The 26,331-nt window shown below is 72.1% G+C and carries 23 protein-coding genes; 14 read left to right on the forward strand and 9 right to left on the reverse strand.

The window, feature by feature from the left end; translation table 11 throughout:
* Window positions 1–15 precede the first annotated feature (15 nt).
* Window positions 16–1,368: an APC family permease gene (locus WFJ17_RS05565; RefSeq protein WP_251444878.1), complete on the forward strand. Its 1,353-nt coding sequence runs from the start codon at window positions 16–18 to the stop codon at window positions 1,366–1,368.
* A 9-nt stretch (window positions 1,369–1,377) separates the two neighbouring features.
* Here WFJ17_RS05565 and WFJ17_RS05570 read toward each other — a convergent pair whose 3' ends face one another.
* A complete protein-coding gene (locus WFJ17_RS05570; RefSeq protein WP_336647886.1) occupies window positions 1,378–5,064 on the reverse strand; it encodes a multifunctional oxoglutarate decarboxylase/oxoglutarate dehydrogenase thiamine pyrophosphate-binding subunit/dihydrolipoyllysine-residue succinyltransferase subunit in 3,687 nt (1,228 codons plus the stop codon).
* Window positions 5,065–5,312: 248 nt separating this feature from the next.
* On the opposite strand from WFJ17_RS05570, the gene WFJ17_RS05575 reads away from it, so the two are divergent.
* From WFJ17_RS05575 to WFJ17_RS05585, 3 genes are all read left to right on the forward strand, one after another.
* Entirely contained in the window at window positions 5,313–6,776 is a 1,464-nt protein-coding gene (locus WFJ17_RS05575) for a GuaB1 family IMP dehydrogenase-related protein (RefSeq protein WP_336647887.1), read from the forward strand.
* A 137-nt stretch (window positions 6,777–6,913) separates the two neighbouring features.
* Complete coding sequence (locus WFJ17_RS05580; protein WP_336648178.1) at window positions 6,914–8,227, forward strand: hemolysin family protein; 1,314 nt, start codon at window positions 6,914–6,916, stop codon at window positions 8,225–8,227.
* The gene (locus tag WFJ17_RS05585) at window positions 8,224–9,285 is read left to right on the forward strand and encodes a hemolysin family protein (protein WP_251444869.1); all 1,062 of its coding nucleotides are present in this window, start codon (window positions 8,224–8,226) and stop codon (window positions 9,283–9,285) included. The genes WFJ17_RS05580 and WFJ17_RS05585 overlap by 4 nt, the downstream gene beginning before the upstream one ends.
* On the opposite strand, the gene WFJ17_RS05590 is transcribed toward WFJ17_RS05585, so the two are convergent.
* The gene (locus WFJ17_RS05590; RefSeq protein WP_336647888.1) at window positions 9,286–10,353 is read right to left on the reverse strand and encodes an NADH:flavin oxidoreductase/NADH oxidase; all 1,068 of its coding nucleotides are present in this window, start codon (window positions 10,351–10,353) and stop codon (window positions 9,286–9,288) included.
* A gap of 107 nt (window positions 10,354–10,460) precedes the next feature.
* Here WFJ17_RS05590 and WFJ17_RS05595 point away from each other — a divergent pair, with 107 nt between their 5' ends.
* From WFJ17_RS05595 to WFJ17_RS05615, 5 genes are read left to right on the forward strand one after another with little or no spacing between them, the layout of a single operon-like run.
* Window positions 10,461–11,426: an ADP-dependent NAD(P)H-hydrate dehydratase gene (locus WFJ17_RS05595; RefSeq protein WP_336647889.1), complete on the forward strand. Its 966-nt coding sequence runs from the start codon at window positions 10,461–10,463 to the stop codon at window positions 11,424–11,426.
* Window positions 11,423–12,781: a hypothetical protein gene (locus tag WFJ17_RS05600; protein WP_336647890.1), complete on the forward strand. Its 1,359-nt coding sequence runs from the start codon at window positions 11,423–11,425 to the stop codon at window positions 12,779–12,781. The genes WFJ17_RS05595 and WFJ17_RS05600 overlap by 4 nt, the downstream gene beginning before the upstream one ends.
* Window positions 12,781–13,113 carry a thiamine-binding protein gene (locus WFJ17_RS05605; protein WP_251444857.1) on the forward strand — a complete coding sequence of 111 codons (333 nt, stop codon included), beginning with the start codon at window positions 12,781–12,783 and terminating at the stop codon, window positions 13,111–13,113. Before WFJ17_RS05600 ends, WFJ17_RS05605 begins: the two co-directional genes overlap by 1 nt.
* 9 nt (window positions 13,114–13,122) lie before the next feature.
* Window positions 13,123–14,364: an MFS transporter gene (locus WFJ17_RS05610; RefSeq protein WP_336647891.1), complete on the forward strand. Its 1,242-nt coding sequence runs from the start codon at window positions 13,123–13,125 to the stop codon at window positions 14,362–14,364.
* 59 nt (window positions 14,365–14,423) lie between these two features.
* Window positions 14,424–15,071: an NUDIX hydrolase gene (locus WFJ17_RS05615; protein WP_251444851.1), complete on the forward strand. Its 648-nt coding sequence runs from the start codon at window positions 14,424–14,426 to the stop codon at window positions 15,069–15,071.
* A gap of 13 nt (window positions 15,072–15,084) precedes the next feature.
* Here the strand turns inward: WFJ17_RS05615 and metX are convergent, their stop codons facing one another.
* The 3 genes from metX to WFJ17_RS05630 form a co-directional block, all read right to left on the reverse strand.
* Window positions 15,085–16,293: a homoserine O-acetyltransferase MetX gene (gene metX / locus WFJ17_RS05620; RefSeq protein WP_251444849.1), complete on the reverse strand. Its 1,209-nt coding sequence runs from the start codon at window positions 16,291–16,293 to the stop codon at window positions 15,085–15,087.
* A gap of 311 nt (window positions 16,294–16,604) precedes the next feature.
* A complete protein-coding gene (locus WFJ17_RS05625) occupies window positions 16,605–17,588 on the reverse strand; it encodes a hypothetical protein (protein WP_251444846.1) in 984 nt (327 codons plus the stop codon).
* A gap of 304 nt (window positions 17,589–17,892) precedes the next feature.
* Window positions 17,893–19,215 carry a bifunctional o-acetylhomoserine/o-acetylserine sulfhydrylase gene (locus WFJ17_RS05630; protein ID WP_292881153.1) on the reverse strand — a complete coding sequence of 441 codons (1,323 nt, stop codon included), beginning with the start codon at window positions 19,213–19,215 and terminating at the stop codon, window positions 17,893–17,895.
* 168 nt (window positions 19,216–19,383) lie between these two features.
* On the opposite strand from WFJ17_RS05630, the gene WFJ17_RS05635 reads away from it, so the two are divergent.
* Genes WFJ17_RS05635 through WFJ17_RS05655 form a run of 5 tightly spaced genes read left to right on the forward strand, consistent with a single transcriptional unit; the run spans window position 19,384 to window position 22,862 of the window.
* Window positions 19,384–20,190, forward strand: a complete 807-nt coding sequence (locus WFJ17_RS05635) for an SDR family oxidoreductase (protein ID WP_251444840.1) — start codon at window positions 19,384–19,386, stop codon at window positions 20,188–20,190.
* Window positions 20,191–20,192: 2 nt separating this feature from the next.
* Window positions 20,193–20,912 carry a Type 1 glutamine amidotransferase-like domain-containing protein gene (locus tag WFJ17_RS05640; protein ID WP_251444837.1) on the forward strand — a complete coding sequence of 240 codons (720 nt, stop codon included), beginning with the start codon at window positions 20,193–20,195 and terminating at the stop codon, window positions 20,910–20,912.
* Window positions 20,912–21,601 carry a uracil-DNA glycosylase gene (locus tag WFJ17_RS05645; protein ID WP_336647892.1) on the forward strand — a complete coding sequence of 230 codons (690 nt, stop codon included), beginning with the start codon at window positions 20,912–20,914 and terminating at the stop codon, window positions 21,599–21,601. The genes WFJ17_RS05640 and WFJ17_RS05645 overlap by 1 nt, the downstream gene beginning before the upstream one ends.
* Window positions 21,598–22,173, forward strand: coding sequence for a GNAT family N-acetyltransferase (locus WFJ17_RS05650; protein WP_251444831.1), 576 nt, complete (start codon window positions 21,598–21,600; stop codon window positions 22,171–22,173). The genes WFJ17_RS05645 and WFJ17_RS05650 overlap by 4 nt, the downstream gene beginning before the upstream one ends.
* The gene (locus WFJ17_RS05655; RefSeq protein WP_336647893.1) at window positions 22,170–22,862 is read left to right on the forward strand and encodes an aspartate/glutamate racemase family protein; all 693 of its coding nucleotides are present in this window, start codon (window positions 22,170–22,172) and stop codon (window positions 22,860–22,862) included. The genes WFJ17_RS05650 and WFJ17_RS05655 overlap by 4 nt, the downstream gene beginning before the upstream one ends.
* Window positions 22,863–22,883: 21 nt before the next feature.
* On the opposite strand, the gene WFJ17_RS05660 is transcribed toward WFJ17_RS05655, so the two are convergent.
* From WFJ17_RS05660 to WFJ17_RS05675, 4 genes are read right to left on the reverse strand one after another with little or no spacing between them, the layout of a single operon-like run.
* Window positions 22,884–23,708, reverse strand: a complete 825-nt coding sequence (locus WFJ17_RS05660) for an ABC transporter ATP-binding protein (RefSeq protein ID WP_251444825.1) — start codon at window positions 23,706–23,708, stop codon at window positions 22,884–22,886.
* Window positions 23,705–24,493, reverse strand: coding sequence for an ABC transporter ATP-binding protein (locus tag WFJ17_RS05665; RefSeq protein ID WP_251444822.1), 789 nt, complete (start codon window positions 24,491–24,493; stop codon window positions 23,705–23,707). The genes WFJ17_RS05660 and WFJ17_RS05665 overlap by 4 nt, the downstream gene beginning before the upstream one ends.
* Window positions 24,490–25,377 carry an ABC transporter permease gene (locus WFJ17_RS05670; RefSeq protein ID WP_292881132.1) on the reverse strand — a complete coding sequence of 296 codons (888 nt, stop codon included), beginning with the start codon at window positions 25,375–25,377 and terminating at the stop codon, window positions 24,490–24,492. The genes WFJ17_RS05665 and WFJ17_RS05670 overlap by 4 nt, the downstream gene beginning before the upstream one ends.
* A complete protein-coding gene (locus WFJ17_RS05675) occupies window positions 25,374–26,327 on the reverse strand; it encodes an ABC transporter permease (RefSeq protein WP_292881129.1) in 954 nt (317 codons plus the stop codon). Before WFJ17_RS05675 ends, WFJ17_RS05670 begins: the two co-directional genes overlap by 4 nt.
* Window positions 26,328–26,331 lie beyond the last annotated feature (4 nt).

Genomic DNA, 26,331 nt, shown 5'->3' on the forward strand with positions numbered 1-26,331 from the left:
CCCTAGGGTGAGGGCATGACCGCACTCCGTCCCGCCGAGGGATCGGACGGCACCGATCTCGGCGGCCTCGCGCAGCCGGGTGCGCCGTCCGGGCTCGGTCTCGCGCAGGGCATCGCCCTGTATCTCGCGTCCGTGCTCGGCACCGGGCTCCTGGTGCTGCCCGGGCTCGCGAGCGCGACCGCCGGCCCCGCCAGCCTCGTCGCGGTCGGGGTCATCACCCTGCTCGCCGTGCCGCTCGCCGGCGCGTTCGCCGCCCTCGCGGCGCGCCATCCCGACCCCGGAGGCGTCGCCAGCTACGCGCGCACCGCGCTCGGACCCACCGCGGCGCGGGCCACGGGCTACTGGTTCCTCTTCGGCGTGGCCGCGGGCGGCCCGGTCGTGGCCGTCCTCGGCGCCCGGTACATCGCGACCGTCGTCGGGATCGACCGCGCGGCGATCCCGTGGCTCGCCCTGGGATTCCTCGTTGTGCCGTTCGTCGCGAACCTGTTCGGGGTGCGGCTCACCGGCTGGCTCCAGCTCGTGCTCACCGGCCTGCTGCTCGCGATCGTCGTCATCGTCGTCGCGGTCGCCGCGCCCGCCGTGCGCCCGGAGAGCTTCACGCCGTTCCTGCCGCACGGCTGGGGCGGCGTCGGCACGGCGATCGTGATGTTCGTGTGGGCCTTCGCGGGCTGGGAGGTGGGCACGCACATCTCCGGCGAGTTCGCCCGCCCGAGGCGCACCATCCCGCTGGCGACCGCGATCACGCTGGTGCTCGCGGGCGGGAGCTATCTGGCGCTGCAGATCGTCACGGTCGGAGCGCTGGGGGAGCGATCGGGGCGCGGCGACGTCGTGCTGCTGGACCTCGCCGAGGCGGGCGGTGTGCGCGCGGCGCCGGCCCTCATCGGCGTCGTGTCGGCGGTCGTGGCGCTCGGCGTGCTCAACGTCTACCTCGCGGCGTTCGGCAAGCTCGGCGCGTCGCTCGCCGTGAACGGCGACCTGCCGCGGTGGTTCGCCCGCGGCGCCGAGTCCGGCGCGGTTCCCCGGCGTGCGCTGCTGCTGTCGATGACGCTCGTGCTCGCGTACTTCGCGGTGTCCTGGGCGACGGGGTTCGACCTGCAGCCGTTCATCCTCATCCACACGGCGAGCATGGTCGCCGTGTACACGGTCGGCATGATCGCCGCGATCAGGATCCTCCCGCGGCGCACCCCCGGATGGTGGATGGCCGTGGTCGCCTCGGTGTGCACGATCGGGCTGCTCCTGCTCGCGGGCGCCGCGCTCCTGGTGCCCGCCGTGGTCGCCGTCATCGCCGTCGCGGTGACCCTCGTGCGCCGCGGCCGGAAACGGCGACGCGGCGCCCCGGAGAACCGGGACGCCGCGTCGGACGGCTGAGCGGGCGGCTCAGAGGGTCAGTGCCCGCGCGATCAGATCGGCCTGCTCCGCGGCGTGCACCTTCGAGGAACCCGTCGACGGCGCGGCCGAGGCCGGGCGCGTGATCGGGCGCACGACGCGCGGGCCCGGCACGGTCTGGAAGTGCAGCGCGAGGAACGGCCAGGCGCCCTGGTTCTCCGGCTCCTCCTGGACCCAGACGATCTCGGCGTTCGGGTACGTGTCGGCTACGGTCTTCAGGGCGCGCAGCGGCACCGGGTAGAGCTGCTCGACCCGCACCAGGGCGACCTCGGGGTTGGGGTTCTTCTCGAGCTCCGACACCAGGTCCCAGTGCACCTTGCCGGAGTGGAAGATCACGCGCTTGACGGCGTTCCGGTCCAGCTCGCGGCTGTCGTCGATCACCGTCTCGAACCGGCCCTGCGTGAAGTCCTCCACCGGGCTGGTCGCGCCGCGCAGACGCAGCATGGCCTTCGGCGTGAAGACGATCAGCGGTCGGCGCGGACGCGCGTAGGCCTGCCGGCGGAGCAGGTGGAAGTAGCTCGCCGGGGTGGACGGGCGCGCGACCGTCATGTTGTCCTGCGCGCACAGCTGCAGGAAGCGCTCCATGCGCGCCGAGGAGTGGTCCGGTCCCTGACCCTCGTAGCCGTGCGGCAGCAGCAGCACGACGCTCGACTGCTGGCCCCACTTCTGCTCGGCCGCGGAGATGTACTCGTCGATGACTGACTGCGCGCCGTTGACGAAGTCGCCGAACTGCGCCTCCCAGAGCACCAGCGCCTCGGGACGCTCCACCGAGTAGCCGTACTCGAAGCCGAGCGCGGCGTACTCGCTGAGCAGCGAGTCGTACACGAAGAAGCGGGCCTGGTTGTCGGAGAGGTTCGCCAGCGGCAGCCACTCCTGGCCGTTCGCGCGGTCGTGCAGCACGGCGTGGCGCTGCACGAAGGTGCCGCGACGGGAGTCCTGGCCGGCGAGGCGCACCGGGATGCCCTCGACCAGCAGGGACCCGAAGGCGAGCAGCTCGCCGAAGCCCCAGTCGATCCCGCCGTTGCGGCTCATGTCGACGCGCTTGTCCATCGCCTGCTGCAGCTTCGGGTGCACGGTGAAGCCCTCGGGCTTGTTCGCGTGCGCGTCGCCGATGAGGTGGACGACCTCGACGGGCACGCCGGAGAACTCCAGGGATCCCGTCTGCGCGTCGACCGGGGGAAGGTCGGGCATGATCGGCGTGGCGCCGGTCTCCGCCGCGTGCGTCTCGGCGAACGCGATCTCCAGGCGGTTCTGGAAGTCGGCCTTGGCCTGGTCGTACTCTTCCTGGGTGATGTCGCCGCGGCCGACGAGCGCGTCCGTGTACAGACTGCGGACGGAGCGCTTCGCCTGGATCAGGTCGGTCATCAGCGGCTGCGTCATCGACGGGTCGTCGCCCTCGTTGTGCCCGCGGCGGCGGTAGCAGACGAGGTCGATCACGATGTCGCGGTGGAAGCGCTCGCGGTACTCGAAGGCGAGCTGGGCGACGTGCACCACGGCCTCGGGGTCGTCGCCGTTCACGTGCAGCACGGGCGCCTGGATGGTCTTGGCGACGTCGGTCGCGTACACGGAGGTGCGCGAGTCGTTCGGCAGCGTGGTGAAGCCGACCTGGTTGTTGACCACGACGTGCACGGTCCCGCCGGTGCGGTAGCCGCGCAGCTGCGACATCTGCAGGGTCTCCACGACGACGCCCTGGCCGGCGAAGGCCGCGTCGCCGTGCACGAGGATCGGCAGCCAGGTGAAGGTCCCGATCGGCTTGCGGTCCTGCTTGGCCCGCGTGATGCCCTCGAGCACCCCGTCCACGGTCTCCAGGTGCGACGGGTTGGCCGCGAGGAGGATCGGCAGCTCGGCGCCGTCGTCGGCGACGAAGGTGCCCTCCTTGCCCAGGTGGTACTTCACGTCGCCGGATCCGCGCTGGTTGCCCGGCTGCATGGAGCCCTCGAACTCGCGGAAGACCTGACCGTAGGTCTTGCCCGCGATGTTCGCGAGCACGTTCAGCCGGCCTCGGTGCGCCATGCCGATCGCGGCGCCGTCGAGGCCCGCCCCGGCCGCGCCCTGCAGGATCTCGTCGAGCAGCGGCACGAGCGACTCCGCGCCCTCGAGCGAGAAGCGCTTCTGGCCGACGTACTTGGTCTGCAGGAAGGTCTCGAAGGCCTCGGCCTCGTTGAGCTTGCTGAGCACGCGCAGCTGCTCGTCGTGGCCGGGCTTGACGTACTTGACCTCGACCTTGTCCTGGAACCAGCGGCGCTGCTCCGGATCCTGGATGTGCATGTACTCGATGCCGATCGTGCGGCAGTAGGAGTCGCGCAGGACACCGAGGATCTCGCGGAGCTTGAGCTGGCGCTGGCCGCCGAAGCCGTTCGTGACGAACTCTCGGTCGAGGTCCCAGAACGTCAGGCCGTGGGTCTCGATCTCGAGGTCGGGGTGCGTGCGCTGCACGTACTCGAGCGGGTCGATGTCGGCCATGAGATGTCCGCGCACCCGGTAGGAGTTGATGAGCTCCTGCACGCGTGCGGTCTTGTCGATGCGCTCGGCGAGGTCGACCGCGATGTCCTTGCTCCAGTGGATCGGAGCGTAGGGGATGCGCAGCGCGCGGAAGACGCCCTCGTAGAAGCCGCGCTCGCCGATGAGGAGCTCGTGCACCTTCTTCAGGAACTCGCCGGATCCGGCGCCCTGGATGACCCGGTGGTCGTAGGTGCTGGTGAGCGTGATCGTCTTGCCGATGCCGAGGACGTCGATCGTCTTCTGGCTGGATCCCTGGAACTCGGCCGGGTACTCGAGGGCGCCGGCGCCGATGATGCAGCCCTGGCCCTTCATCAGACGCGGCACCGAGTGCACGGTGCCGATGCCGCCCGGGTTGGTGAGCGAGAGCGTGGTGCCCTGGAAGTCGGCGGCCGTCAGCTTGTTGCCGCGGGCGCGCCCGATGAGGTCCTCGTAGGCGGAGAGGTACTCGCTGAAGGTGAGCGTCTCGGCGCGCTTGATCGAGGGGACGAGGAGGGCGCGGGTGCCGTCGGGCTTGGGGATGTCGATCGCGATGCCCAGGTTGACGTGCGCGGGTGCGACCACGCTCGGCTTGCCGTCGACCTCCGCGTAGTACACGTTCTGGCTCGGGAACTCCTTCAGTGCCTGGATCAGCGCCCAGCCGATGAGGTGCGTGAAGGAGACCTTGCCGCCGCGGGTGCGGGACATGTGGTTGTTGATGACGATCCGGTTGTCGATCATCAGCTTCGCCGGCACGGTGCGCACGCTCGTCGCGGTGGGCACGGTCAGAGACTCGTCCATGTTGGCGGCGAGGGTCTTGGGCATGCCGCGCAGCGGCGTCACGAGGTCCTCGTGCTGCTCGGCGCCGGGCTCGGCGGCCGTGCGGTCCTGGGCCTGTGCCGGGATCGGCGCCTGCCGGGCCGGCTTCGTCGTGGTGCGGGCGACCGGCTGCTGGCCGATCACCGGGATCGGCGCCGTCACCGGGTGCGTGACCTCGGCGGCCGCGGCCGGTGCGGGCGACGCGGCGGGGGCGGGGGATCCGGCTTCCGACGGACGGTAGTTCTCGAGAACCGGCCACCACTCCTTGTCGACGGAGTTGCGGTCGACCTTGAACTGCTCGTACAGCTCGTCGACGAGCCAGGAATTGGCTCCGAACTCTCCATCTCCAGAAGTCCCGACGCCGGTCACCTGGCTCGACACGCTCGATCGCCCTCTTTCGTCGCTGAAGCGGTGGGATCCGTCCCCGGTGATCTCCGGGTATGGCCACTCATCCGGGTATCAAGCCTAACGGGTCTGCGGGGCTCCGCGGTCGCCGACATGGGCGCGCGACGGCCCGGTCACGGGAGGCATTCCGGATCCGGATCACGGCATTCCGGATCCGCAGGGCGGGCGAGCCGGCACCCGCCGGAACCCGAGGCGTTCCGGCGGGGGACGGCTACCCTGAGAGCATGCAGTTCTCCGGCGAACTCCCGATGGTCGATCTCACCTACTCCGACGTGTTCCTGGTGCCGCGTCGCTCCGATGTGACGAGCCGCCTGCAGGTGGATCTGGCGCCGCAGGACGGGACCCCCGCGACCATCCCGCTGGTGTCCTCGAACATGAACTCCGTGACCGGCCCCCGGCTCGCCGCCACCCTGGCCCGCCGCGGGGGCATCGGCGTGCTCCCGCAGGACATGCCGCTGCAGGAGCTGGACGAGGCGATCCGCTGGGTCAAGCGCCAGCCGGTCGCCTGGGACACCCCGATCGTGCTCTCGCCGCTCGCGACCGTGGAGGACGCGCTGCGGCTGATGCCGGCGACCGACGGGCACGGCATCGTCGTCGCGGAGGCGCCCGGCGGTCCGGACGGCCTGCACATCGACGCGATCCACGGAATCCTCCCGGCCGCCCGGCTCGCGACCGCGCTGCGCGACGCGCAGCTGGGCGACCTGACCCGCGCGGACACCCCGTCCCTGGACGCCGAGGACGTGGCGGACCCGCGTGCCGCATTCGACGCGATCACGGCCGTGGACGCCGAGATGGTGACGGTGCTGCAGCACGGTCACCTCGTCGGCACGCAGACCGCGCGCTGCGCGCTGCGCTCCACTCTGTACCGCCCGGCGGTCGACGCGTCGGGGCGCCTCGCGGTCGCCGCGGCGGTCGGCATCAACGGCGACGTCGCGGCCAAGGCGAGGGCGCTGGCTGCCGCCGGTGTCGACGTGCTCGTGGTGGACACCGCGCACGGCCACCAGGAGGGCATGCTGCGCGCCCTGCGCACGGTGGCGGCGCTCGAGCTGGGCATCCCGATCGTGGCGGGCAACATCGTCACCGCGGACGGCGTGCGCGATCTCGTCGATGCCGGCGCGTCGATCCTCAAGGTCGGCGTGGGACCCGGTGCGATGTGCACCACCCGCATGATGACGGCGGTCGGCCGCCCGCAGTTCTCGGCCGTGCTGGAGACGGCGCAGGCCGCAGCGGAGCTGGGCGCGCACGTGTGGGCGGACGGCGGGGTGCGCTATCCGCGCGACGTCGCCCTGGCGCTCGCCGCGGGCGCCGCGTCGGTGATGATCGGCTCCTGGTTCGCGGGCACGATCGAGGCTCCGGGCGAGCTGCAGACGGACGCCGAGGGGCGGATCTACAAGGAGTCCTGGGGGATGGCGTCGACCAAGGCCGTGCAGGCGCGCTTCGGACGCCTCGACGCCTACGAGCGGGCGCGCAAGGAGCTGTTCGCCGAGGGCATCTCGTCGTCGAGGATCTACCTGGATCCGCTCCGGCCCGGCGTCGAGGACCTGGTCGACATGATCACCTCGGGGGTGCGGTCCTCGTTCACCTACGCGGGCGCCTCGTCCGTCCCGGAGTTCCACGAGCGGGCGCTGGTCGGACTGCAGTCGGCCGCGGGGTATGAAGAGGGCAAGGCGCTGCCGGTCAGCTGGTGAGCACGGGAGCGATCGGGCATCCGTTCAGCTTCGCCGCCGCCGAGGGACAGTAGAATCGGTGCCACCATGGACGACCCTCCCTCGTGTAGTACCTCGCCCCACTGCCCGCTCTCCGCTTCGTCGGAGGTGACACCGTGATGGACTACATCTGGTTGGGCGTGGGGCTTCTGCTCATCGTCGGGACGGGCCTGTTCGTCGCCAGCGAGTTCGCGCTGGTGAACCTGGACCGCGCCGATCTGGAGGCGCGGCGGGATCGCGGCGAGAGCCGGCTGGGCATGACCATCGCCGCTCTCAAGATCACCTCGACGCATCTGTCGTCGGCGCAGCTGGGCATCACCCTGACGACGCTGCTCACCGGTTTCACCATGGAGCCGGCGCTGTCGAACCTGCTGCGCCCCGTGCTGTCGTCCTGGGGCCTGCCCGAGCCGGTCACGGTGACCATCGCGGTGATCGTGGCCATGACCGTCGCCACGATGCTCTCGATGATCCTCGGGGAGCTCGTGCCGAAGAACTTCGCGATGGCGCTGCCGGTCGCGACCGCGAAGGTCGTGATCCCGTTCCAGACCGCCTTCACCACGGTCTTCCGGCCGATCGTGGCGCTGCTCAACGGCAGCGCGAACGGGGTGCTGCGGGCGATGGGCATCGAGCCCAAGGAGGAGCTCAGCGGCGCCCGCTCGGCCGAGGAGCTCAGTTCGCTCGTACGACGCTCCGCCAGCGCCGGCGTTCTCGAGGAGGACACCGCGACCCTGCTGGACCGCAGCCTCGGGTTCGCGCGCCTCACCGCCGGCGACGTGATGACCCCGCGCCCCAGCATGCACGCGATCGCCGCCGCCGAGTCCGCCGATGACGTGATCGGCCTGGCCCGGCGCACCGGCCACAGCCGCTTCCCCGTGTACGACGAGGACCTCGACGACATCACCGGCGTCGTGCACCTCAAGGCCGCGGTGTCGGTGCCGCGCGACCGGCGCACGGAGGTGCCGGTCGGCGCGCTCTCCTCCGAGCCGCTGCGGGTGCCCGAGACGGTGCACCTGGACGCGCTCGTGGCCGAGCTGCGCGGCGGCGGCTACCAGCTCGCGATCGTCGTGGACGAGTACGGCGGCACCGCCGGGATCGTCACGCTCGAGGATCTGGTCGAGGAGATCGTCGGCGAGGTCTCCGACGAGCACGACCGCACCCGCGCCGGCGTGGTCCGGGGCCGTGACGGCATCACCTTCCCCGCCGAGCTGCGCCCCGACGAGCTGCGGGCCAGCACCGGCATCGAGGTGCCGGAGGGCGACGTCTACGACACCGTCGGCGGGTACGTGATGAGCGTGCTCGAGCGCCTGCCCAAGGCCGGGGACGAGGTGCCCGTGGCCGGCGGGACGCTGCACGTCGTGCGCATGCAGGGCCGCCGCGTGGATCGGATCCGCTTCGTCGCGGATCCGGCCGTCGAGGAAGGGGATGAGCGATGAACGACTGGGCCGGAATCGCATGGCTGTTCGTGCTGCTCGCCTTCAACGCCTTCTTCGTCGCCGCGGAGTTCGCGGTGATCTCGGCGCGCCGTTCGCAGATCGAGCCGCTCGCCGAACGCGGATCCCGATCCGCGCGCACCGCCCTGTACGCGATGGAGCATGCGACGCTCATGCTCGCGACCTCGCAGCTGGGCATCACGGTGTGCTCGCTGCTGATCCTGAACGTCTCGGAACCGGCGATGCACCACCTGCTCGCCGCGCCCCTGGGGGCCATCGGACTCGCCGAGGCGGCGGTGGACGCGATCGCGTTCATCATCACCCTGGTGATCGTGTCGTTCCTGCACGTGGTCTTCGGCGAGATGGTGCCGAAGAACCTCGCCTTCTCGGTGCCGGACCGCGCCGTGCTCATCCTCGCGACCCCGCTGGTGTGGATCTCGAAGGTGTTCTACCCGGTGATCCGCGGGCTGAACGCGACGGCCAACGGCGTCGTGCGGCTGTTCCGCGTGGAGCCGAAGGACGAGGCCGCCTCGACCTTCACGCTCGACGAGGTCGCGACGATCGTGGACCAGTCCCGGCGCGAGGGCGTGCTCGCCGACTCGGCGGGCACGGTGAGCGCGGTGGTGGAGTTCACCGACAAGGACGCGCGCGACGTCGCGGTGCCGCTGGCGGACCTGGTGACGCTGCCGCTCGGCGCGACCCCGGACGACGTGGAGCGCGCGGTCGCCAAGCACGGCTTCTCCCGCTATGTGATGGTCGACGCCGAAGGGGTGCCGGTCGGCTACGTGCACCTGAAGGACGTCATCCGCTCCGCCGAGGGGCCGGAGGCCGCGGCACGGGCCGGGCTGCCGATCCCCGCGAAGCGGATCCATCAGATGGTGCCGATGCAGGAGGACACCGACCTGGAGGACGCGCTCGCGATCATGCGGCGCGCGGGGCGTCACCTCGCGCAGGTGCGCGACGCCTCCGGCGAGACCACCGCGATCCTGTTCCTGGAGGACATCATCGAGGAGCTCGTCGGCGAGGTGCGCGACATCACGCGGCGCGGCTTCGGCCGCTGATCAGCGCCAGCGCGCGCGGAGGTACTGATCGGGCCAGGCGACGGCGTCGCCGAGCTCGTGCGCGGCCCGCAGGCCGAAATGCGGGTCGCGCAGCCACTCCCGGCCCGCGAAGACCGCGTCGGCGGCGCCGCTCTGGAGCACGGCCTCGGCCTGGGCGCCGTCGGTCAGCAGTCCGACCGCGGAGGACGGGATGCGGCCGCCCTGGCGCACCGTGGCGGCGAGCGGGACCTGATACCCGGGGTGCACGTCGATCCGCTGATGGGCGACGAGCCCGCCGCTGGACACGTCGATGAGATCGGCCCCGCGGGCCACCGCCCAGTCGGCCACGATCGCCGCCTCGTCGGGGGTGAAGCCGCCGGGAGCGTGGTCGGTGGCCGAGATCCGCACGAAGACGGGGACCTCCTCGCCCGCGACCGCGCGCACGGCCGCGGTGACCTCGAGCAGCAGCCGTGCGCGATTCTCCAGGGTCCCGCCGTAGGCGTCCTCGCGGTGGTTGCTCAGCGGCGACAGGAACTGGTGCAGCAGGTAGCCGTGCGCGCCGTGGATCTCCAGCACGTCGAAGCCCGCGTCCAGCGCGCGGCGCGCAGCGTCGGCGAAACCCGCGACGACGGCGGCGATCCCGGCGTCGTCGAGTGCCGCAGGCTCCGCGAAGCCCTCGAAGGCGATCGCGGACGGGGCGACCGTCGGCCATCCGCCCTCGGTCGCGGGCACGGATCCGGACTCCCCGGCCCACGGCCACCACGTCGACGCCTTGCGTCCGGCGTGGGCGAGCTGCACGCCGATGTGCGCGCCCCGGGCGTGCGCGGCCGCCACGATCGGCGCCCAGGCGTCGCGCTGGGCGTCGTTCCACAGACCCGTGTCGCGCGGGCTGATCCGGCCCTCGGGCAGCACCGTGGTGGCTTCGGCGACGATGAGGCCGGCGCCGCCCGAGGCGAACTGCGCGAGGTGCGTGTGGTGCCACTCCTGCGGCAGGCCGTCGACGGCGCTGTACATGCACATGGGGGAGACCCACAGGCGGTTGCGCAGGGTGAGGGAGCGGATGGTCATCGGGGAGAACAGAAGGCTCACGCGACGACGCTACCCGCCGTGGAGGGGGTGCGGATCCGTCGTCGTCGTTTCCGTGCCTCGAGGCGATGCGACGGCGCGCACAGCCGCGGCCCAGTACCGTGGATCCCATGCCTTCTCCGTCCGCCGGCGTCCTCGACGCGCACGGCCGCCTCGTGTGGACGCGCCGGGACGTCCGCCACCTGCTGCGCGTGCCCGGCCGGACCGACGACAAGCGCAGTCGCGGCGTCGTCGCGCTGCGCACCGGATCCGATGCGTATCCCGGTGCCGCCGTGCTCGGCGTCGAGGCGGCATGGCGCGCCGGATCGGGCTATGTGCGCTACGTCGGACCGCGCCGTGCCGTGGATCTGGTGCTCGCACGCCGCCCTGAGACCGTCGTCTCCGAGCCGGCAGCGGGGGAGGAGGCACGGGCCGACGCCTGGGTGATCGGATCCGGCACCGACCCCGCGCTGCGCTCCGCCGAGGAGACGGACGCGCTGCGCCGCGTGCTCTCCGGTACTGCAGCGGTCGTCGTCGACGCCGGCGCGCTGGGGCTGCTCCCGTCCTCCGCCCCGGTGGTCGCCACCCCGCACGCCGGGGAGTTCGCCCGGCTGCGCGAGACGCTGGGCCTGGCCTCCGCCGGGCCGGAGATCCTGGACGACCCCGTCCGGCGCGCGGCGGCCGTGGTCGAGACGGCGGGCGCGCTCGGCGGCACCGTGCTGCTCAAGGGCGCGACGACCCTCGTCGCCGAGTCCGGGGCCGGGTATGCGATCGCGGTGGACGCCGGCACCGCCTGGCTCGCCGCGGCGGGCACCGGAGACGTGCTCGCGGGTGTGCTCGGCGCACTCGTCGCCGCCGATCGGGCCGCCGGGCGTGGGACTCCGCTGGCCGATCTCGCCGCGAGTGCGGCGTGGCTGCACGGAGCGGCCGGACGGATCGCCGCCGAGGCCGACCCGGCGGACGGATCCCCGGGGCACCCCCTCGTCGCCCTGGACGTCGCGGAGGCGCTGCCCGCCGCCATCGCGGGGGTGCTCGCCGGCGACGGCGACCCCGACGAGAACGAACACCACGAAGAGACCGAGGAGGGCCGCGCGTGAGCGGTGCCGAGCCGACGGGCGCGACCCGTGCCGAACCGACCCGAGGCGGCGAGCGTCGCGCATCCGCGGCTCTGCGCCGGGCGGGCCTGCCGCTCTCGGTGCTCTGGCTGGCCTTCGTCGTCGCGCACCTGTACGTCGCGATGATCGGGTGGTGGATGCCCGCGCTGCCGATGGGCGACACCGTGTTCGTGTACGAGCCGTGGGCGAGGAACGCGCTCGGCGGGGGAGCGATCGTCGGCGTCACCGAGAGCTGGGTCTACCCGCAGCTCGCGCTCGTGCCCATGCTGATCGCACAGGGGATCTCGCAGCTGATCCATCCGCTGTTCCCGGGCGCGTACGCGGTCGGATCCGCGAGCTACGTCGTCGCCTGGTCGATCCTGGTGACGGCGCTCGACGCGATCGGCTTCGCGTTCCTGCTGCGCGGCACGCGGGCTCGCCGCAGCCGGGGCCGCAGGACCGCGGCCCTGCTCTGGATGCTCGCGCTCCTGCTGCTCGGTCCCATCGCGATGTTCCGGATCGACGCGATCACCGTGCCGCTCGCGATCATCGGCGGACTGTGGCTGTTCTCCCGGCCGGCGGTGGCGAGCGCCCTGTTCACGATCGGCGCCTGGATCAAGATCTGGCCTGGCGCCTTGTTCGTGGCCGGTCTCGCGCTCCTGCGCGGGCGGATCCGGATGATCGCCTCCGCCGCGATCGTGACCTTCGTCGTCGTGCTGGGCCTCGTGCTGCTGGGCGGATCCAAGAACCTCCTCGGCTTCCTCAGCCAGATGAGCGGCCGCGGCCTGCAGATCGAGGCGGTCGGCGCGACGCCGCTGCTGTGGCTCACCCAGATCGGCGTGACGCGGATCGAGTACAGCCGCGACATCCTCACCTTCCAGCTCACCGGGCCCGGAGTGGATCTCGTCGCCGCCGTGCTCACCCCGCTGATGGCGCTCGGCGTCGTCGTCATCGCCGCGCTGGCGCTGTGGAAGCTCCGGGCCGGAGCCTCCGCGCGGCGCCTGCTGCCGGCGACCATGCTCGCCCTGGTCGCCGTGCTGATCGCGTGCAACAAGGTCGGCTCGCCGCAGTTCCAGGTGTGGATGCTCGCCCCCGTCGTGCTGTGGTGTCTGCTCGACGGCCCTCGCGTGCGGATCCCCGCGATCCTCCTCCTCGTCGACTACGCGCTGACCCAGGCGGTCTACCCGGTCGTGTACGACCAGCTGCTGGCGGCGCAGGCGCTTCCGATCGCTCTGCTGAGCGCGCGCAACATCCTCGTCGTGGTCATCTGCGTGGTCGCGATCCGCGCGATCGTGCGCACGCCGGTGCGCCGCCCCTCGTCCCCCACCCCCGAGCTCCCCGAAACCAGGAGGTCCTGATGCTCGTCGCCTTCTCCGTCGCCCCCAGCGGATCCGCCCCCGATCGCCCCGAGAGCGCCGATGCCTCGGTGCACGACGCGGTCGCCGCCGCGGTGGCCGTGGTCCGCGCCTCCGGGCTCGCGCACCGCACCACGAGCATGTTCACCGAGATCGAGGGTCCCGACTGGGACACGGTCATGGACGTCGTCAAGCGCGCCACCGAGGCCGTGATGCCGTTCGGATCCCGCGTCTCGCTCGTGCTCAAGGCCGACATCCGCCCGGGCTACACCGGCGAGATCGACGGCAAGATCGCGCGCCTCGAGCGGGCGATCGACGACTCCGGCAGCCTCTAAGCTGGACGGATGAAACCCTCGAGCCTCTCGAGGGGTGCGGCGATGCGGGCGCTCCTCTCCCTCGCCATCGGCAGCTTCGGCATCGGCATGACCGAGTTCGTCGCCATGGGCCTGCTCCCCAACATCGCGCAGGACCTGCTGCCCGAGCTGTGGGCGCAGAACCCCGACGAGGCGATCGGCCGCGCCGGCCTGCTGGTGTCGCTCTACGCGCTGGGCGTGGTGCTCGGCGCTCCCACCATCGCCGGCCTCGTCGCGCGCTTCCCGCGCCACCGGGTGATGGTCGGGCTCGCGATCGCGCTCACCCTCGGCAACGGCCTGGCCGTGGTGCTGCCCACGTTCGAGACCGTGGGCCTCGCGCGCTTCATCGCGGGTCTGCCGCACGGAGCCTACTTCGGGATCGGCGCCCTCGTGGCCTCCGACGTGCTCGGCCCGGGCAAGCGCGCCAAGGGCGTGGCGTTCATCCTCACCGGTCTCACCATCGCGAACGTGGTGGGCGTGCCGGCGGGAACCTACCTCGGGCAGCACGTCGGCTGGCGCAGCGCGTTCCTCGTCGTCACGATCGTGTTCGCGCTCGCCACGGTGTTCATCGCCTTCTTCGTGCCGCAGCACGAGGGGGATCCCGGACGCACGTTCCGCGCGGAGCTGCGCGTGTTCCGGCGTCCCCAGGTCTGGTTCGCGCTCGCGACCGGCGCCATCGGCTTCGGCGGGTTCTTCGCCGTCTACAGCTACATCGCCCCCGTCGTCACGGAGCGGGCGGGGGCTCCCGAATGGATGGTGCCGATCACGCTCGTGGTGTTCGGGCTGGGGATGACCGTCGGCAACCTGCTGGGCGGCGTCTTCGGCGACCGCAATCTCCGGCTCACGCTGCTGGTCGGCCTCGGGGCGATGGCCGTCGTGCTCGTGCTGCTCGCGATCCTGTCGTTCTCGATCTGGCTGCTCGTGCCGCTCTCGTTCATCATGGCCCTGCTGTCCTCGATCCTGAGCCCGGCGATCCAGACGCGGCTCATGGAGGTCGCGGGGGACAACCAGTCCATCGCGGCGGCGCTGAACCACTCGGCGCTGAACATCGGCAACAGCCTGGGCGCCTTCCTCGGCGGGCTCGTGATCGCCTGGGGCTGGGGTTTCGCCGCGCCGTCCTGGGTGGGCGCCGGCCTTGCGGTGCTCGGTCTCGGAATCGCGATCGCGTCCTACGCGGTGCAGCGCCGGTACCACACCGAGACCGGATCCGTGCGGGTTCGCGACCTGGCCTGAGCCGGCCGGATCGGTCCGTCGTCGCGCACCGCGTCGTGGGTGCGTCCTAGCATGGGCGGATGAGCTCCGCCGAGGACGACGACCTGCCCGTCGCGGGCACCGCGGTGATCCTGCGCGACGCAGCGGACGGCATCGAGGCGCTGCTGCTGCGGCGACCGGACAGAGGGTCGTTCGCGGGCGCATGGGTGTTCCCCGGGGGCATGGTGGAGCCCGAGGACCGGATCGCGGGCGCCGACGAGAGCGAGGACGCCGGACGCGCCGCGGTGCGCGAGACCGTCGAGGAGGTCGGGCTCGCCCTGGAGCGCCTGGCGCTGCTGTCGTGCTGGGTGCCGCCGTCCGGCATCCCGAAGCGCGTGCGCACCTGGTTCTTCGTCGCCGCGGATCCCGGCGGGGCGATCCGTCCGGCCCTGGACGAGGTCGTCGAGACCCGCTGGCTGACTCCGGAGGCGGCGCTCGCCGCCCGGGACGCGGGGGAGATCGCCCTCATGCCGCCGACCTGGCGCACCCTGCACGCGTTGCAGGGGACGACCCGGGTGGAGCATGCCCTGGCACGGGTCGGCGACGCAGTCCTGTTCCGCACGCGGGCCACGCCCACGAAGGCGGGCATGCTGCTCTTCTGGGACGGCGACGAGCTCGCCGGAGCGCCGCAGGGCGCCCGCGAGCGGTTGATCGCCGAGGATCCGGTCTGGCGGTTCGAAGGCCCCTGATCGCGCCAGGGCGTCAGGACGAGAGCAGCCTCGTGAGGTGCCGGCCGACCTCGTCGGTCTCGATGAGGAAGCCGTCGTGGCCGAAGTCGCTCGCGAGCACCACGGCCTCGGCTCCGTCGAGCGTCCGCGGGATGCCCCGGGCGATGCGGTGCTGGCCGTCCACGGGGAACAACCGGTCGGTGTCGATGCCGAGCACGAGCGTCGTCGCGCTGACCCGCTTCAGGGCGTCCTCGACACCGCCGCGGTCGCGCCCGATGTCGTGCGAGTTCATCGCCTCCACGAGCGTCAGGTAGCTGTTCGCGTCGAAGCGGCGGGTGAACTTGTTGCCGTGGAAGTCGAGATAGCTCTCCACGGCGAACCGGCCGCCCTGTCCGAGGGGCGACACGTCGGACTGCCACGATCGCTGGAACCGCTGGTTCAGCTCGATCGGGCTGCGGTAGTTCAGCAGCGCCATGCGGCGCGCCAGCGCGAGGCCGCGGTGGGGCCCCTCGCCGACGGGCGCGTCGTAGTACTCGCCGCCGGCGAAGCGCGGATCCATCCGCACCGTCTCGAGCTGTACGAAGTTCAGTGCGAGCTGGTCGGCCGTCGTCACCGGGGGAGAGGACAGGATGGCGAGACGCTCGACGCGGTCGGGGTGCCCGACCGCCCACTCCAGGGCGTGCATGCCGCCCATGGATCCGCCGATCACGGCCCCCCAGCGGTCGATGCCGAGGGCGTCGGCCAGCAGCACCTGCGCGGCGACCTGGTCGCGGATCGTGAGGTAGGGGAAGCGCGAGGCCCACTCGTAGCCGTCGGGCGCGATGCTGGAGGGGCCCGTGGACCCCTGGCATCCGCCGAGCATGTTCGGCGCGATCACGAACCACTCGTCGGTGTCGATCGCGCAGCCGGGTCCGACGATCTCGCCCCACCAGCCGCTCGTCGCGTGACCGCGGCCGGCCTCGCCCACCACGTGGCTGTCGCCCGTGAGCGCGTGCAGGATCAGGATCGCGTTGTCCCGCGCCTCGTTCAGCTCGCCCCAGGACTCGTAGGCGAGCCGGATGAGCGGCAGCTGCTCGCCGCCCTCGGTGCGGAACGGCCCGAATGCCTCGAACCGGCGGTCTCCGGCGGGATCGCCGTCGCGCCAGGCGCCCGTGGCCGGCGGACGCGCACGCAGCAGGCGGGCATCCGCCTCCGAGACGCGCGCCGAGGGCACCGTGTCCTCCGAGGTCGTCTGCCAGTCCATGGATCCATTCTCGCGGGTGCGGGCGGCAGAGCGCGGAAGGTTACGGATCCTCGTGCGTCGCGGGGATCGCGGTGCGGGGATCGCGATGCGGGGATCGCGGTGCGGGCTTGTTGCGTCGGCGCCTGCCCCGTGTCCTCGCCTCATTCGTGTTTCCCTCCCTCCGTCGCCTTTCCCTCCCCGGAGCAGCGCAAATCAGGCGAGGGAAAGGCGGCCGAGGGAGGGAAACACGATCCTGCACCCGGCAGAATAAGTGCCCGAGCGCGGCACATGCGAACCCAGGCGTGGCGCAGGAGCGGGAGAGTGAGCGCGACTCATCCCGGCGGGCGCACGCCGAAGCGGGCGAGGCGTCGGCCCAGGATCTCCGCAGTGCCGATGTGCGTGCTGTCCCAGCGCGCGAAGCGCCAGCCGGTCACGCCGCGCACGTCATCTTCACGCCGCTTCTCATCGAGGACGACCTCGTCCGCGGCACGCCCCTCGCGAAGATCATCGTCGAGGTACTTGCCCCGGCCGTCGAACTCTCCGAACACCTTCGCACGCGGAAATCCGAAATCCAGCCAGTATCGATCGCCGTCCGCACCGGTGACCGGCACCTGGAGGAGCAGACCGCGAAACCCGAGACGATGCAGCTGCAGCCTGCTGACGCTCTCTCCGGGCAGCTGCGCGCGGCCGTCGGCGAACGCGAGCAGTTCGCGAGCGCCCCGGATGCCCCACGCCCGGCTCGCTGCGGCGCGGTCGGCCAGGCGCGCGTGCCAGAGTGCGGCGCGATCCGCGCGGAACTCGTTCCCCACTACCGTCTCGCGGCGCTGCGCGGCGTCGGCGGCGCACACGGCCGCCTCGGCCGGGACCGTGCAGGCGAGGTCCAGGATCGTGCGGTCCAGCGAGGTGCACAGGATCCCGTCGATGTCGATCACGTCTCCGACGCCGAGAGACACCTCGTGCTGCCGGACGCCGGCCCGTACGCGGCCGTGGTGGCCGCCGAGGATCACCGTGTGCACGCTCGCCGGGCGGAGGCGGTAGAGCGGCAAGCCGTGCAGCACGGCGGCGGACGGACCCCAGAATACTGCGCCGTGATCGTCCAGGTTCTTCGCAGCGGCGACGGTCTGGACGAGGTGGCGGCCTTCGCTCCACAGCGCCTCGTACGCGGCTGCATCGACATAGCGATCGCGTCGCAGCCGCAGCAGCTCGCCCGCCGCGAGGGCCGCGTCGATCGCGCGTTCGCTCGTCCCGGCCGAACGCAGCTGCGCACGAGTGCGCAGGAGCGCGCGGGCGTCGGAGATCCCGAGAGGGTTCGTCATCACGCGATCGTGCGTGGGCGGCACAGCTCAGGGGACGTCGTTCACGAACCCGGTGGAGAGCCGGCCCGGCTGCAGCCGTGTGCGGAGCGACACCCGTCCGTCCCCGCCCCTTGCCCCCGAGCCCCTGTTTCCCTCCCCGCAGCTTCTTTCCCTCCCCTCAGCGACGCGAACCAGGGGAGGGAAAGGCGACCGGGGGAGGGAAACGCGGAGATGGAGGGGGCGTCGACGCCAGGCGCACACTCGCGAACACGGGAGCGCCCCGGATCCGAAGACCCGGGGCGCTCCCGTCTCTGAGGAGGAGTCGTCAGGCGCGCGCGGCCTCGGAGACCTTGCGCGCGGCGGCGAGGGCCTGGTCGAGGTCCGCCTTGAGGTCCTCGATGTTCTCGAGGCCGACCGACAGGCGCACCAGGCCCGGCGTCACGCCCGTGGTGAGCTGCTGCTCCGGGGTGAGCTGGGCGTGCGTGGTGGACGCGGGGTGGATGACCAGCGAGCGCACGTCGCCGATGTTGGCGAGGTGGCTGAACAGGGTGAGGCTGTTCACGAACTCGCGGCCGGCGTCCACGCCGCCCTTCAGCTCGAACGAGAGCACGGCGCCCACGCCCTTCGGCGCGTAGGTGTTCGCCGCGGCGTACCAGGGCGAGGTGGGCAGGCCCGAGTAGTTGACGCTGGCGACGTCGTCGCGGGCGTCGAGCCACTCGGCGATCTCCTGGGCGTTCTGCACGTGGCGCTCGATGCGCAGGGACAGCGTCTCGATGCCCTGGATGAGGTTCCAGGCGCTCTGCGGCGCGATCGCGGAGCCGAGGTCGCGGAGCAGCTGCACGCGCGCCTTGATCACGTAGGCGAGGGCGTCGCCGACCGCGGTGGTGTAGCTGGCGCCGTGGTAGGAGGGGTCGGGCTCGGTGAGGCCCGGGAACTTCTCCACGTTCTGCGACCAGGCGAACTTCCCGCCGTCGATGATCGCGCCGCCGATCGTGGTGCCGTGGCCGCCGAGGAACTTGGTGACGGAGTGCACGACGATGTCGGCGCCGTGCTCGAACGGGCGGATCAGGTACGGGGTCGCGATCGTGTTGTCGACGATGAGGGGCACGCCGGCCTCGTGCGCGGCGTCGGCCACGCCGCGGATGTCGAGCACGTTGATCTGCGGGTTGCCGATGGTCTCCGCGAAGAACAGCTTCGTGTTCGGGCGGACGGCGCGGCGCCACTCGTCGATGTCGTCCTGGTTCTCGACGAACGTGACCTCGATGCCGAGCTTGGCGAGCGTGTACTTGAAGAGGTTGTAGGTGCCGCCGTAGATCGACGAGCTCGACACGAAGTGGTCGCCGGCCTGGGCGATGTTGAGGATCGCGAACGTCGAGGCCGCCTGCCCGCTGGAGAGCACGAGCGCACCGGTGCCGCCCTCGAGCGCGGCGAGGCGCTGCTCGAGCACGTCCTGGGTGGGGTTCTGGATCCGGGTGTAGATGTTGCCGAACTCGGCGAGCGCGAAGAGGTTCGCCGCGTGGTCGGCGTTGTCGAAGACGTACGACGTGGTCTGGTAGATCGGCGTCGCCCGGGCCTTGGTGACCGGGTCGGGCGCGGCGCCCGAGTGGATCTGCTTGGTCTCGAAGCGCCAGTTCTCGGCAGCGGTCATGATGTCTCCTTGGGGGTGAGCGACACCGAACCGCGTCGCAGGGTAGGTGGGCCGCTCCCGTCGACGGGCTCGGGGGCCGCGGCATTGCATCGAGAGTACGAACCGCGGGCACCTGTCAACAAGGCGCGGGAAATGTGACGTAACAGGGGGATCCCGTAGCGTGGTCGCATGACCACCAGCATTCCTGCGGCAGGAGAACGCCGACGAGCAGTCGTGACCGGGGCGAGCACCGGGATCGGCGAGGCGACGGTGCGGGCCCTTCGGGCCGGTGGCTGGGACGTCGTCGGCGTCGCCCGTCGCGAGGACCGCCTGCAGGCGCTGGCCGCGGAGACCGGATCCACCGCCTACGCCGCCGACCTCACCGACCCGGAGCAGATCGCCGGACTTGCCGCGCACCTGGCCGAGACGGGACCCGTGCACGCCGTCGTGCACGTCGCCGGCGGCGCCCGCGGCACGGACCGCGTGGAGGACGGCTCCGCCTCGACCTGGCGCTGGATGTTCGAGGCGAACGTGCTCGCGGTGCAGCAGCTCACCGCGGCCCTGCTGCCGCAGCTGCGGGCGGCGGCGGGCGGCGGCGGTCATGCCGATCTGCTGTTCCTGACTTCGACTGCGGCGCGTCAGGCGTACCCCGGCGGAGCGGGCTACAACGCCGCGAAGGCCGCCGAGGCGATGATCCCGCAGGTGCTGCGCCAGGAGCTCAGCGGCGAGCCGATCCGGGTGACCGAGATCGCGCCGGGTCTCGTGCGCACCGAGGAGTTCGCGCTGCGCCGCCTCGGCGGCGATGCGGTCGCCGCCGAGGCCGTCTACGCGGGCGTCGAGGCTCCGCTCCTGGCCGAGGACGTGGCCGATGTGATCGCGTACGCGCTCAACGCGCCGGGCCACGTGAATCTCGATCTCGTCGTGATCCGTCCCGTGGCGCAGGCCGCGGCGCACCTGCTCGCGCGCGGTCCGCTGCGTCCGCGCGGGGAGGACTGACCGTGGGGGTGCACCTGGTCGGCGGCGGGTTCGGCCGTGCCGCTTTCGCCGCGTTCACGGCGGAGGTCGTCGCCCTCGCCGCCGCGGACGGGCGGCAGCGGCCGTCGGTCGTGGTGGTGACGGTGCGCGAGGACGCGTCGGCGAAGCACGCCGGCGATCTCGTCGACGCGCTGACCGACGACGGCGCGATCCCCGTCGACGCGAAGGTCGTCGCCGTGGGGGAGAGCGACTTCGTCGATCCGGGCGTCTTCGCCGGCGCCGACGGCATCGTCATCGGCGGCGGACTCACCCCGGCCTACCATGCGGCGCTGGAGGGCGGCTACGACGTCATCCGCGCCGCGGTGCAGGGCGGAGTCCCGTACCTCGGCTTCTCGGCGGGCGCGATGATCGCCGCCGAGCATGCGATCCTCGGCGGCTGGCGGATCGGCGGCGTCGCCGTCGCGCCCGAGGAGACCGCGGAGGACCTCGACGAGATCACCGTTGTGCCCGGCATCGGCCTCGTCGACGTCTCGGTCGACGTGCACGTCGCCCAGTGGGGCACGCTCACCCGCCTCATCGCGGCGACCGAGTCCGCGGCCGTGGACGGCGGCGTCGGCATCGATGAGAGCACCGCCCTCATCGCGGACGCCGAGGGGCTGCGCATCGCCGGTGCGGGCAGCGTGTGGCGGGTCTTCGCCGGATCCGACGGCGTGACCGTCTCGAGCGACCGGGCCGCACGCTGATGCCGAAGTCGCTGGCCGCGCTCGCGGCCGAGGGACAGCTCGATCCGGGCTGGGCGGAGGCACTGGATCCGGTCGCCCCGCTGGTGGCGGAGCTCGGCGACCGGCTGCGCGCCGAGACCGCCGCGGGCCGCGGCTATCTCCCCGCCGGAGCGAACGTGCTGCGCGCCTTCTCCCGGCCGCTCGCCGACGTGAAGGTGCTCATCGTCGGCCAGGATCCCTATCCGACGCCGGGGCATCCGATCGGCCTGTCCTTCGCCGTCGATCGCGAGGTGCGGCCGCTGCCGCGCAGTCTCGGCAACATCTACCGCGAGCTGGAGAGCGATCTCGGGATCCCGCCCGCCGCGCACGGGGACCTGTCGAGCTGGAGCGATCAGGGCGTGCTGCTGCTGAACCGGGTGCTCACGGTGCGACCGGGCGCGCCCGCCTCGCACCGCGGCTGGGGGTGGGAGAAGGTCACCGAGCTCGCGATCCGCGCGCTCGTCGCCCGGGACGCGCCGCTCGTCGCGGTGCTCTGGGGGAGGGACGCCGAGGGGCTGCGCCCGATGCTCGGCGACACGCCGGTGATTTCCTCGGCCCACCCGTCGCCGCTGTCGGCGAGCCGGGGCTTCTTCGGATCCCGTCCGTTCTCCTGTGCGAACGCGCTGCTCGAGGAGCAGGGCGCCGCGCCCGTCGACTGGAGGATCGCATGAGCGACACCGGGACCGCGCCGTCCGCCGAGGGGGGTCAGGGGGTCCGGATCCGGCCCACCCGATCCGACGATCTCGCCGCGATCCGCGACATCTACAACCACTACGTGCGCACCAGCACCGTGACCTTCGACGAGGAGGAGACGGAGCAGGCGGTCTGGGAGCACAAGCACGAGCTGCTCGCGGAAACCGGGCTGCCGTTCCTCACCGCCGAGGACGCGGACGGCGCCGTGCTCGGCTTCGCGTACGCGCAGCACTGGCGTGCGAAGTCGGCCTATCGGTTCAGCGCCGAGAACACGATCTACCTGAGCCCCGAGGCGGCGGGGCGCGGGCTCGGCAAGGCCCTGCTCGAGGCGCTGCTGGACGCGAGCGCCGCGGCCGGGCTCCGCGAGCTCATCGCGATGATCGAGCCCACGGCGGCCGGAGCGTCCATCGCCCTGCACCGCCGCTACGGCTTCGTGGACGCCGGGCACCTGAAGAACGTCGGCGTCAAGTTCGGGCGCTCGCTCGACGTGCTGTTCCTGCAGAAATCGCTGCCGCGCACGGGGGACGACGCCGCAGGGAACCCGGAGTGAAGACGATCGGCGTTCTCGGCGGCATGAGCTGGGAGTCTTCCCTGGAGTGGTACCGCCTGGCCAACGAGCAGGTGAGGGCGGAGCACGGGGGATATCACTCCGCTCCGATTCTGCTCGACTCCCTCGACTTCGCCGAGATCGAAGCGCTCCAGGCCGAAGGGGACTGGGAAGCGGCGGGACGAATCCTCGCAGCGCACGCCGTCCGACTGGAACAGGCAGGGGCGGAGCTCGTCGTGCTCTGCACGAACACGATGCACATCGTCGCCGACGAGATCGAGGCGGCGCTCGGCGTGCCCTTCCTGCACATCGCCGACGTCGTGGCCACGGCGATCGCGGGAGCCGGCGGCATCCGTACGATCGGCCTGCTCGGCACCGCCTTCACGATGGAGCAGCCGTTCTATCGTGACCGGCTGGCCCAGCACGGCCTCGACGTGCTCGTCCCCGATGCGGAGGGCCGTCGCGACGTGCACCGGATCATCTACGACGAACTCGTTCAGGGCGTGGTCCTCGAGCAGTCGCGGCATCGCTATCGGGAGGTCATCGCGGACCTCGTGGGCCGGGGTGCTGAGGGGATCGTCCTGGGCTGCACCGAGATCGAACTGCTCGTGAAGGCTACGGACGTCTCGGTGCGTGTGTTCCCCAGCACGGCCCTGCACGTCGCCGCGGCGCTGCGGGCCGCGGCGGGATGACCGCGCTCCGGTCCGCCCGGCTCAGCGCCCGGGGATGACCGGGATCGCCGCGAGCAGCCGCTGGGTGTACTCATGCGCGGGGTGGTGCAGCACCCGCGCGGTCGGCCCGTGCTCGACGATGCGGCCCTCGGTCATCACGGCGACGTCGTCGCAGAGGTTCTGCACCACGCCGATGTCGTGGGAGACGAGCACCAGCGTCATGCCGTCCGCGCTCAGCTCACGGAGCAGATCGAGGATCTGCGCGCGCACGGTGACGTCGAGCGCCGACATGGGCTCGTCGCCGACGAGGATGCGCGGCCGGTGCGCGATCGCGCGGGCCAGGGCGACGCGCTGACGCTGGCCGCCGGAGAACTCGTGCGGGTAGCGGTCGGCCATCGCCGGGTCCAGCCCCACGCGCCCGAGCACCTCGGCGACGCGCGCGCGATGATCGCCCGCGATGCCGAGCGCGCGCAGCGGCTCGGACACGATGCGGCCCACCGACTGCCGCGGATCCAGCGATGCATAGGGATCCTGGAACACCAGCCCGGTCTCGCGGCGCAGCCAGTGCAGCGCCCGCGCCGAGGCCGAGGCCTCGACCGGGCGGCCGCCGACGCTCACGGTGCCCGCGGTGGGCCGGTCGAGGCCGAGCAGCAGCCGGATCAGCGTGGACTTGCCGGATCCGGACTCGCCGATGATGCCGAGCGCGCGGCCCGCGGCGACGTCGAGGTCGACATCGTCGAGCGCGACCGTGCGTGTGCGCCGGGCGAACGGCTCCTTCCGTGCGGCCAGATACTCCCGGCGCAGCCCGCGGGCGCGGATCAGCGGCGGGGCGGAGGCCTCGTCGGGGTTCGTCGTCACGTCGCTCATGCCTCCTCCTCGCCGCGCCACAGCGTGGCGGTGGCGTCGCGCAGCAGCCCTTGCGTGATCGGCGAGGTCGGCGCAGTGAGCAGCGCCTCGAGGGGCCCGGACTCGACCACGCGGCCGTGTGCGAGCACGACCGCGTGCGTCGCGACCTGGGCCAGCACCGCGAGATCGTGCGTGATGAACACCAGCGACATGCCGTCCGACTCCACGAGCGACAGCAGCAGCCGCAGCACCCCCGCCTGGATCGTGACGTCCAGGGCGGTGGTGGGCTCGTCGGCGATGAGCAGCCGCGGACGGGCCGCGAGCGCGATCGCGATCGCCGCCCGCTGGCGCTGACCGCCGCTGAGCTGGTGCGGGTAGCGGTCGACGATCCGCTCGGGGTCGGGCAGCGCGACGCGCGCGGCCTCGGCGACGGCGCGGGCGCGGGCCGCGCGCCGGTCGACCCGCTCGTGGATCCGGATCGTCTCCGCGATCTGACGGCCGATCGTGCGGATCGGGTTGAGGGCGGTGCGCGGCTCCTGGAACACCATCCCGATCTCGTCGCCGCGGATGCCCGCGAGCTCGCGGTCCGGCATCCCCAGGATCTCGCGGCCGTTCCAGCGCACGCTGCCGGATGCGGTGGCGCCGTCGGGAAGCAGTCCCATGACGGCGAGGGCGGTGAGCGACTTGCCCGACCCGGACTCGCCGATGAGCCCCACGCGGGCGCCGTCGGGAACGGCGAAGGACACCCCGTCGACGACCCGGCGGCCGTCGATCTCGACGACCAGGTCGGTCACCTCCAGGCTCATGCGGTCACCTCCGGGAGCGGTGCGGGGCCGCGACGTCCCTGCCGGGCCGACCGCTTCCCTGTGCGCAGGGTCGGATCCGTGGCGTCGCGCAGGGCGTCGCCGAGCAGGTTGAAGGCGAGCACCGTGACCGTGATCGTGAGACCGGGCCACACGACCGAGAGCGGATGCACCTGGATGTAGCGCTGCAGGTCGGCCAGCAGGATCCCCCAGGACGGATCCACGACGGAGGCGCCGAATCCGAGGTACGAGAGCCCGGCCTCGGCGAGCACGGCGGTCGCCATCGCCCAGCTCAGCTGCACGATGAACACCGGTGCGACGTTGGGCAGCAGGTGCTGCACGAGGTTCTGCGCGGGGGTCAGCCCGGAGGCCCGTCCGGCGACGACGAAATCGCTGTGCTGCACGCGACGCAGCTCCGGACGGGTCACCCGGGCGACGTTGACGCCGAAGCCGATCCCCACCGCCCACACGACGACCCACAGGGAGCCTCCCTGCACCGTGGAGATGAGCATCGCGATGATCAGCACGGGGAAGGCGATGAGGATGTCGACGAACACGGCGATCGTTTCGCGCACCCAGCGCGCCGTGAGGGCGCCCAGCGCGCCGAGCGCGATGCCGATCAGGGTGGCCACCAGGCCCGCCCCGGCCGAGACGAGCACGGTCGTGCGCGCGCCCGCCATGAGCAGGCTCAGGATGTCGCGCCCGGTCAGATCCGTGCCGAGCAGATGCGGCCAGCCGGGCGGCAGCCAGCGGGACGTGACATCCGTCGCGCGGGGGTCGAACGGCGTCCAGAACAGCGAGACCAGGGCCGTGACGAGGATGAGCACCACCACGATCAGACCGAACAGTCCCGCGGCAGAGGAGCAGAGCCGTCGCAGCGCGGTCATTCGTCGGCCTCCCGCTGCCTCGGGTCGAGGGCGCGGTGCACCAGGTCGACCACGAAGCCGATGATCAGCACCATGCCGGTCAGCACCAGCAGCTCGCCCTGCACCTTCACGAGGTCGCGCGTGCCGACGTCCGCGACGAGCATGCGCCCGATGCCCGGAAGGGTGAACAGCTGCTCCACGACGACCGAGCCGACGATGATGCCCGCGACCTGGATGCCGAGCACGGTGATAACGGAGAGCCCGACGGCGGGCAGCCCGTGCAGCAGCAGGGCACGGTTGCGGGTGAGGCCCTTCGCCGCCGCGGTGCGCACGAAGTCCTGCGAGGCGGCCTGTAGGGTCGCGCTGCGCACGAAGCGCAGCAGCAGGGCGCCCTCGACGACGCCGATGGTGAGCGCCGGCAGGAGGAGCGCCTGGAACGCCGCGCCGGGATCCGCCCAGCCGTCCCGCGGGAAGCCCTGGGCGGGCAGCCAGCCCAGCCAGACCGCGAACACCACGACGAGCATCATGCCGGCCCAGACGACCGGCACCGCCGCGACGGCCTGCGCCGCGACGTTCAGCGCGGTGCCGGCGGCCCGGCCGCGCAGCATCGCGGATCCGATGCCCGAAGGCACCGCGATGAGCAGGGCGATGATCAGCGCGAGCGCGGCGAGCGGCACGGTCACCTGCGCCTTCTGCGCGAGCTCGGCGGCGACGGAGGCGCCGTTGAGCTGCGACGTGCCGAGATCGCCGCGCAGCACCCCGCCGATCCAGCCCAGGTACTGCAGCGCCAGGGGCTGATCCAGACCGAGTCCCTGACGGATCGCCTCGACCTGCGCCGGCGTGGCCTTGTCCCCGGCGAGCAGCTGCGCCACGTCGCCGGGGAACACCCGCAGTGCGAGGAAGATCAGCACGCTCGCGACGAGGAGCCCCACGATGAGCAGGGCTCCCCGGGTGAGCGCGTAGCGGAGCACAGGG

Source organism: Microbacterium sp. MMO-10 (assembly GCF_037148715.1).
GTDB lineage: Bacteria > Actinomycetota > Actinomycetes > Actinomycetales > Microbacteriaceae > Microbacterium.

Excerpts from the sequence above, each read along its gene's own strand:
- WFJ17_RS05565 (WP_251444878.1), top strand. The coding sequence starts at position 16 with ATGACCGCACTCCGTCCCGCCGAGGGATCGGACGGCACCGATCTCGGC.
- WFJ17_RS05575 (WP_336647887.1), top strand. The coding sequence starts at position 5,313 with ATGCAGTTCTCCGGCGAACTCCCGATGGTCGATCTCACCTACTCCGAC.
- WFJ17_RS05580 (WP_336648178.1), top strand. The coding sequence starts at position 6,914 with ATGGACTACATCTGGTTGGGCGTGGGGCTTCTGCTCATCGTCGGGACG.
- WFJ17_RS05585 (WP_251444869.1), top strand. The coding sequence starts at position 8,224 with ATGAACGACTGGGCCGGAATCGCATGGCTGTTCGTGCTGCTCGCCTTC.
- WFJ17_RS05595 (WP_336647889.1), top strand. The coding sequence starts at position 10,461 with ATGCCTTCTCCGTCCGCCGGCGTCCTCGACGCGCACGGCCGCCTCGTG.
- WFJ17_RS05605 (WP_251444857.1), top strand. The coding sequence starts at position 12,781 with ATGCTCGTCGCCTTCTCCGTCGCCCCCAGCGGATCCGCCCCCGATCGC.
- WFJ17_RS05610 (WP_336647891.1), top strand. The coding sequence starts at position 13,123 with ATGAAACCCTCGAGCCTCTCGAGGGGTGCGGCGATGCGGGCGCTCCTC.
- WFJ17_RS05615 (WP_251444851.1), top strand. The coding sequence starts at position 14,424 with ATGAGCTCCGCCGAGGACGACGACCTGCCCGTCGCGGGCACCGCGGTG.
- metX (WP_251444849.1), bottom strand. The coding sequence starts at position 16,293 with ATGGACTGGCAGACGACCTCGGAGGACACGGTGCCCTCGGCGCGCGTC.
- WFJ17_RS05625 (WP_251444846.1), bottom strand. The coding sequence starts at position 17,588 with ATGACGAACCCTCTCGGGATCTCCGACGCCCGCGCGCTCCTGCGCACT.
- WFJ17_RS05630 (WP_292881153.1), bottom strand. The coding sequence starts at position 19,215 with ATGACCGCTGCCGAGAACTGGCGCTTCGAGACCAAGCAGATCCACTCG.
- WFJ17_RS05635 (WP_251444840.1), top strand. The coding sequence starts at position 19,384 with ATGACCACCAGCATTCCTGCGGCAGGAGAACGCCGACGAGCAGTCGTG.
- WFJ17_RS05645 (WP_336647892.1), top strand. The coding sequence starts at position 20,912 with ATGCCGAAGTCGCTGGCCGCGCTCGCGGCCGAGGGACAGCTCGATCCG.
- WFJ17_RS05650 (WP_251444831.1), top strand. The coding sequence starts at position 21,598 with ATGAGCGACACCGGGACCGCGCCGTCCGCCGAGGGGGGTCAGGGGGTC.
- WFJ17_RS05660 (WP_251444825.1), bottom strand. The coding sequence starts at position 23,708 with ATGAGCGACGTGACGACGAACCCCGACGAGGCCTCCGCCCCGCCGCTG.
- WFJ17_RS05665 (WP_251444822.1), bottom strand. The coding sequence starts at position 24,493 with ATGAGCCTGGAGGTGACCGACCTGGTCGTCGAGATCGACGGCCGCCGG.
- WFJ17_RS05670 (WP_292881132.1), bottom strand. The coding sequence starts at position 25,377 with ATGACCGCGCTGCGACGGCTCTGCTCCTCTGCCGCGGGACTGTTCGGT.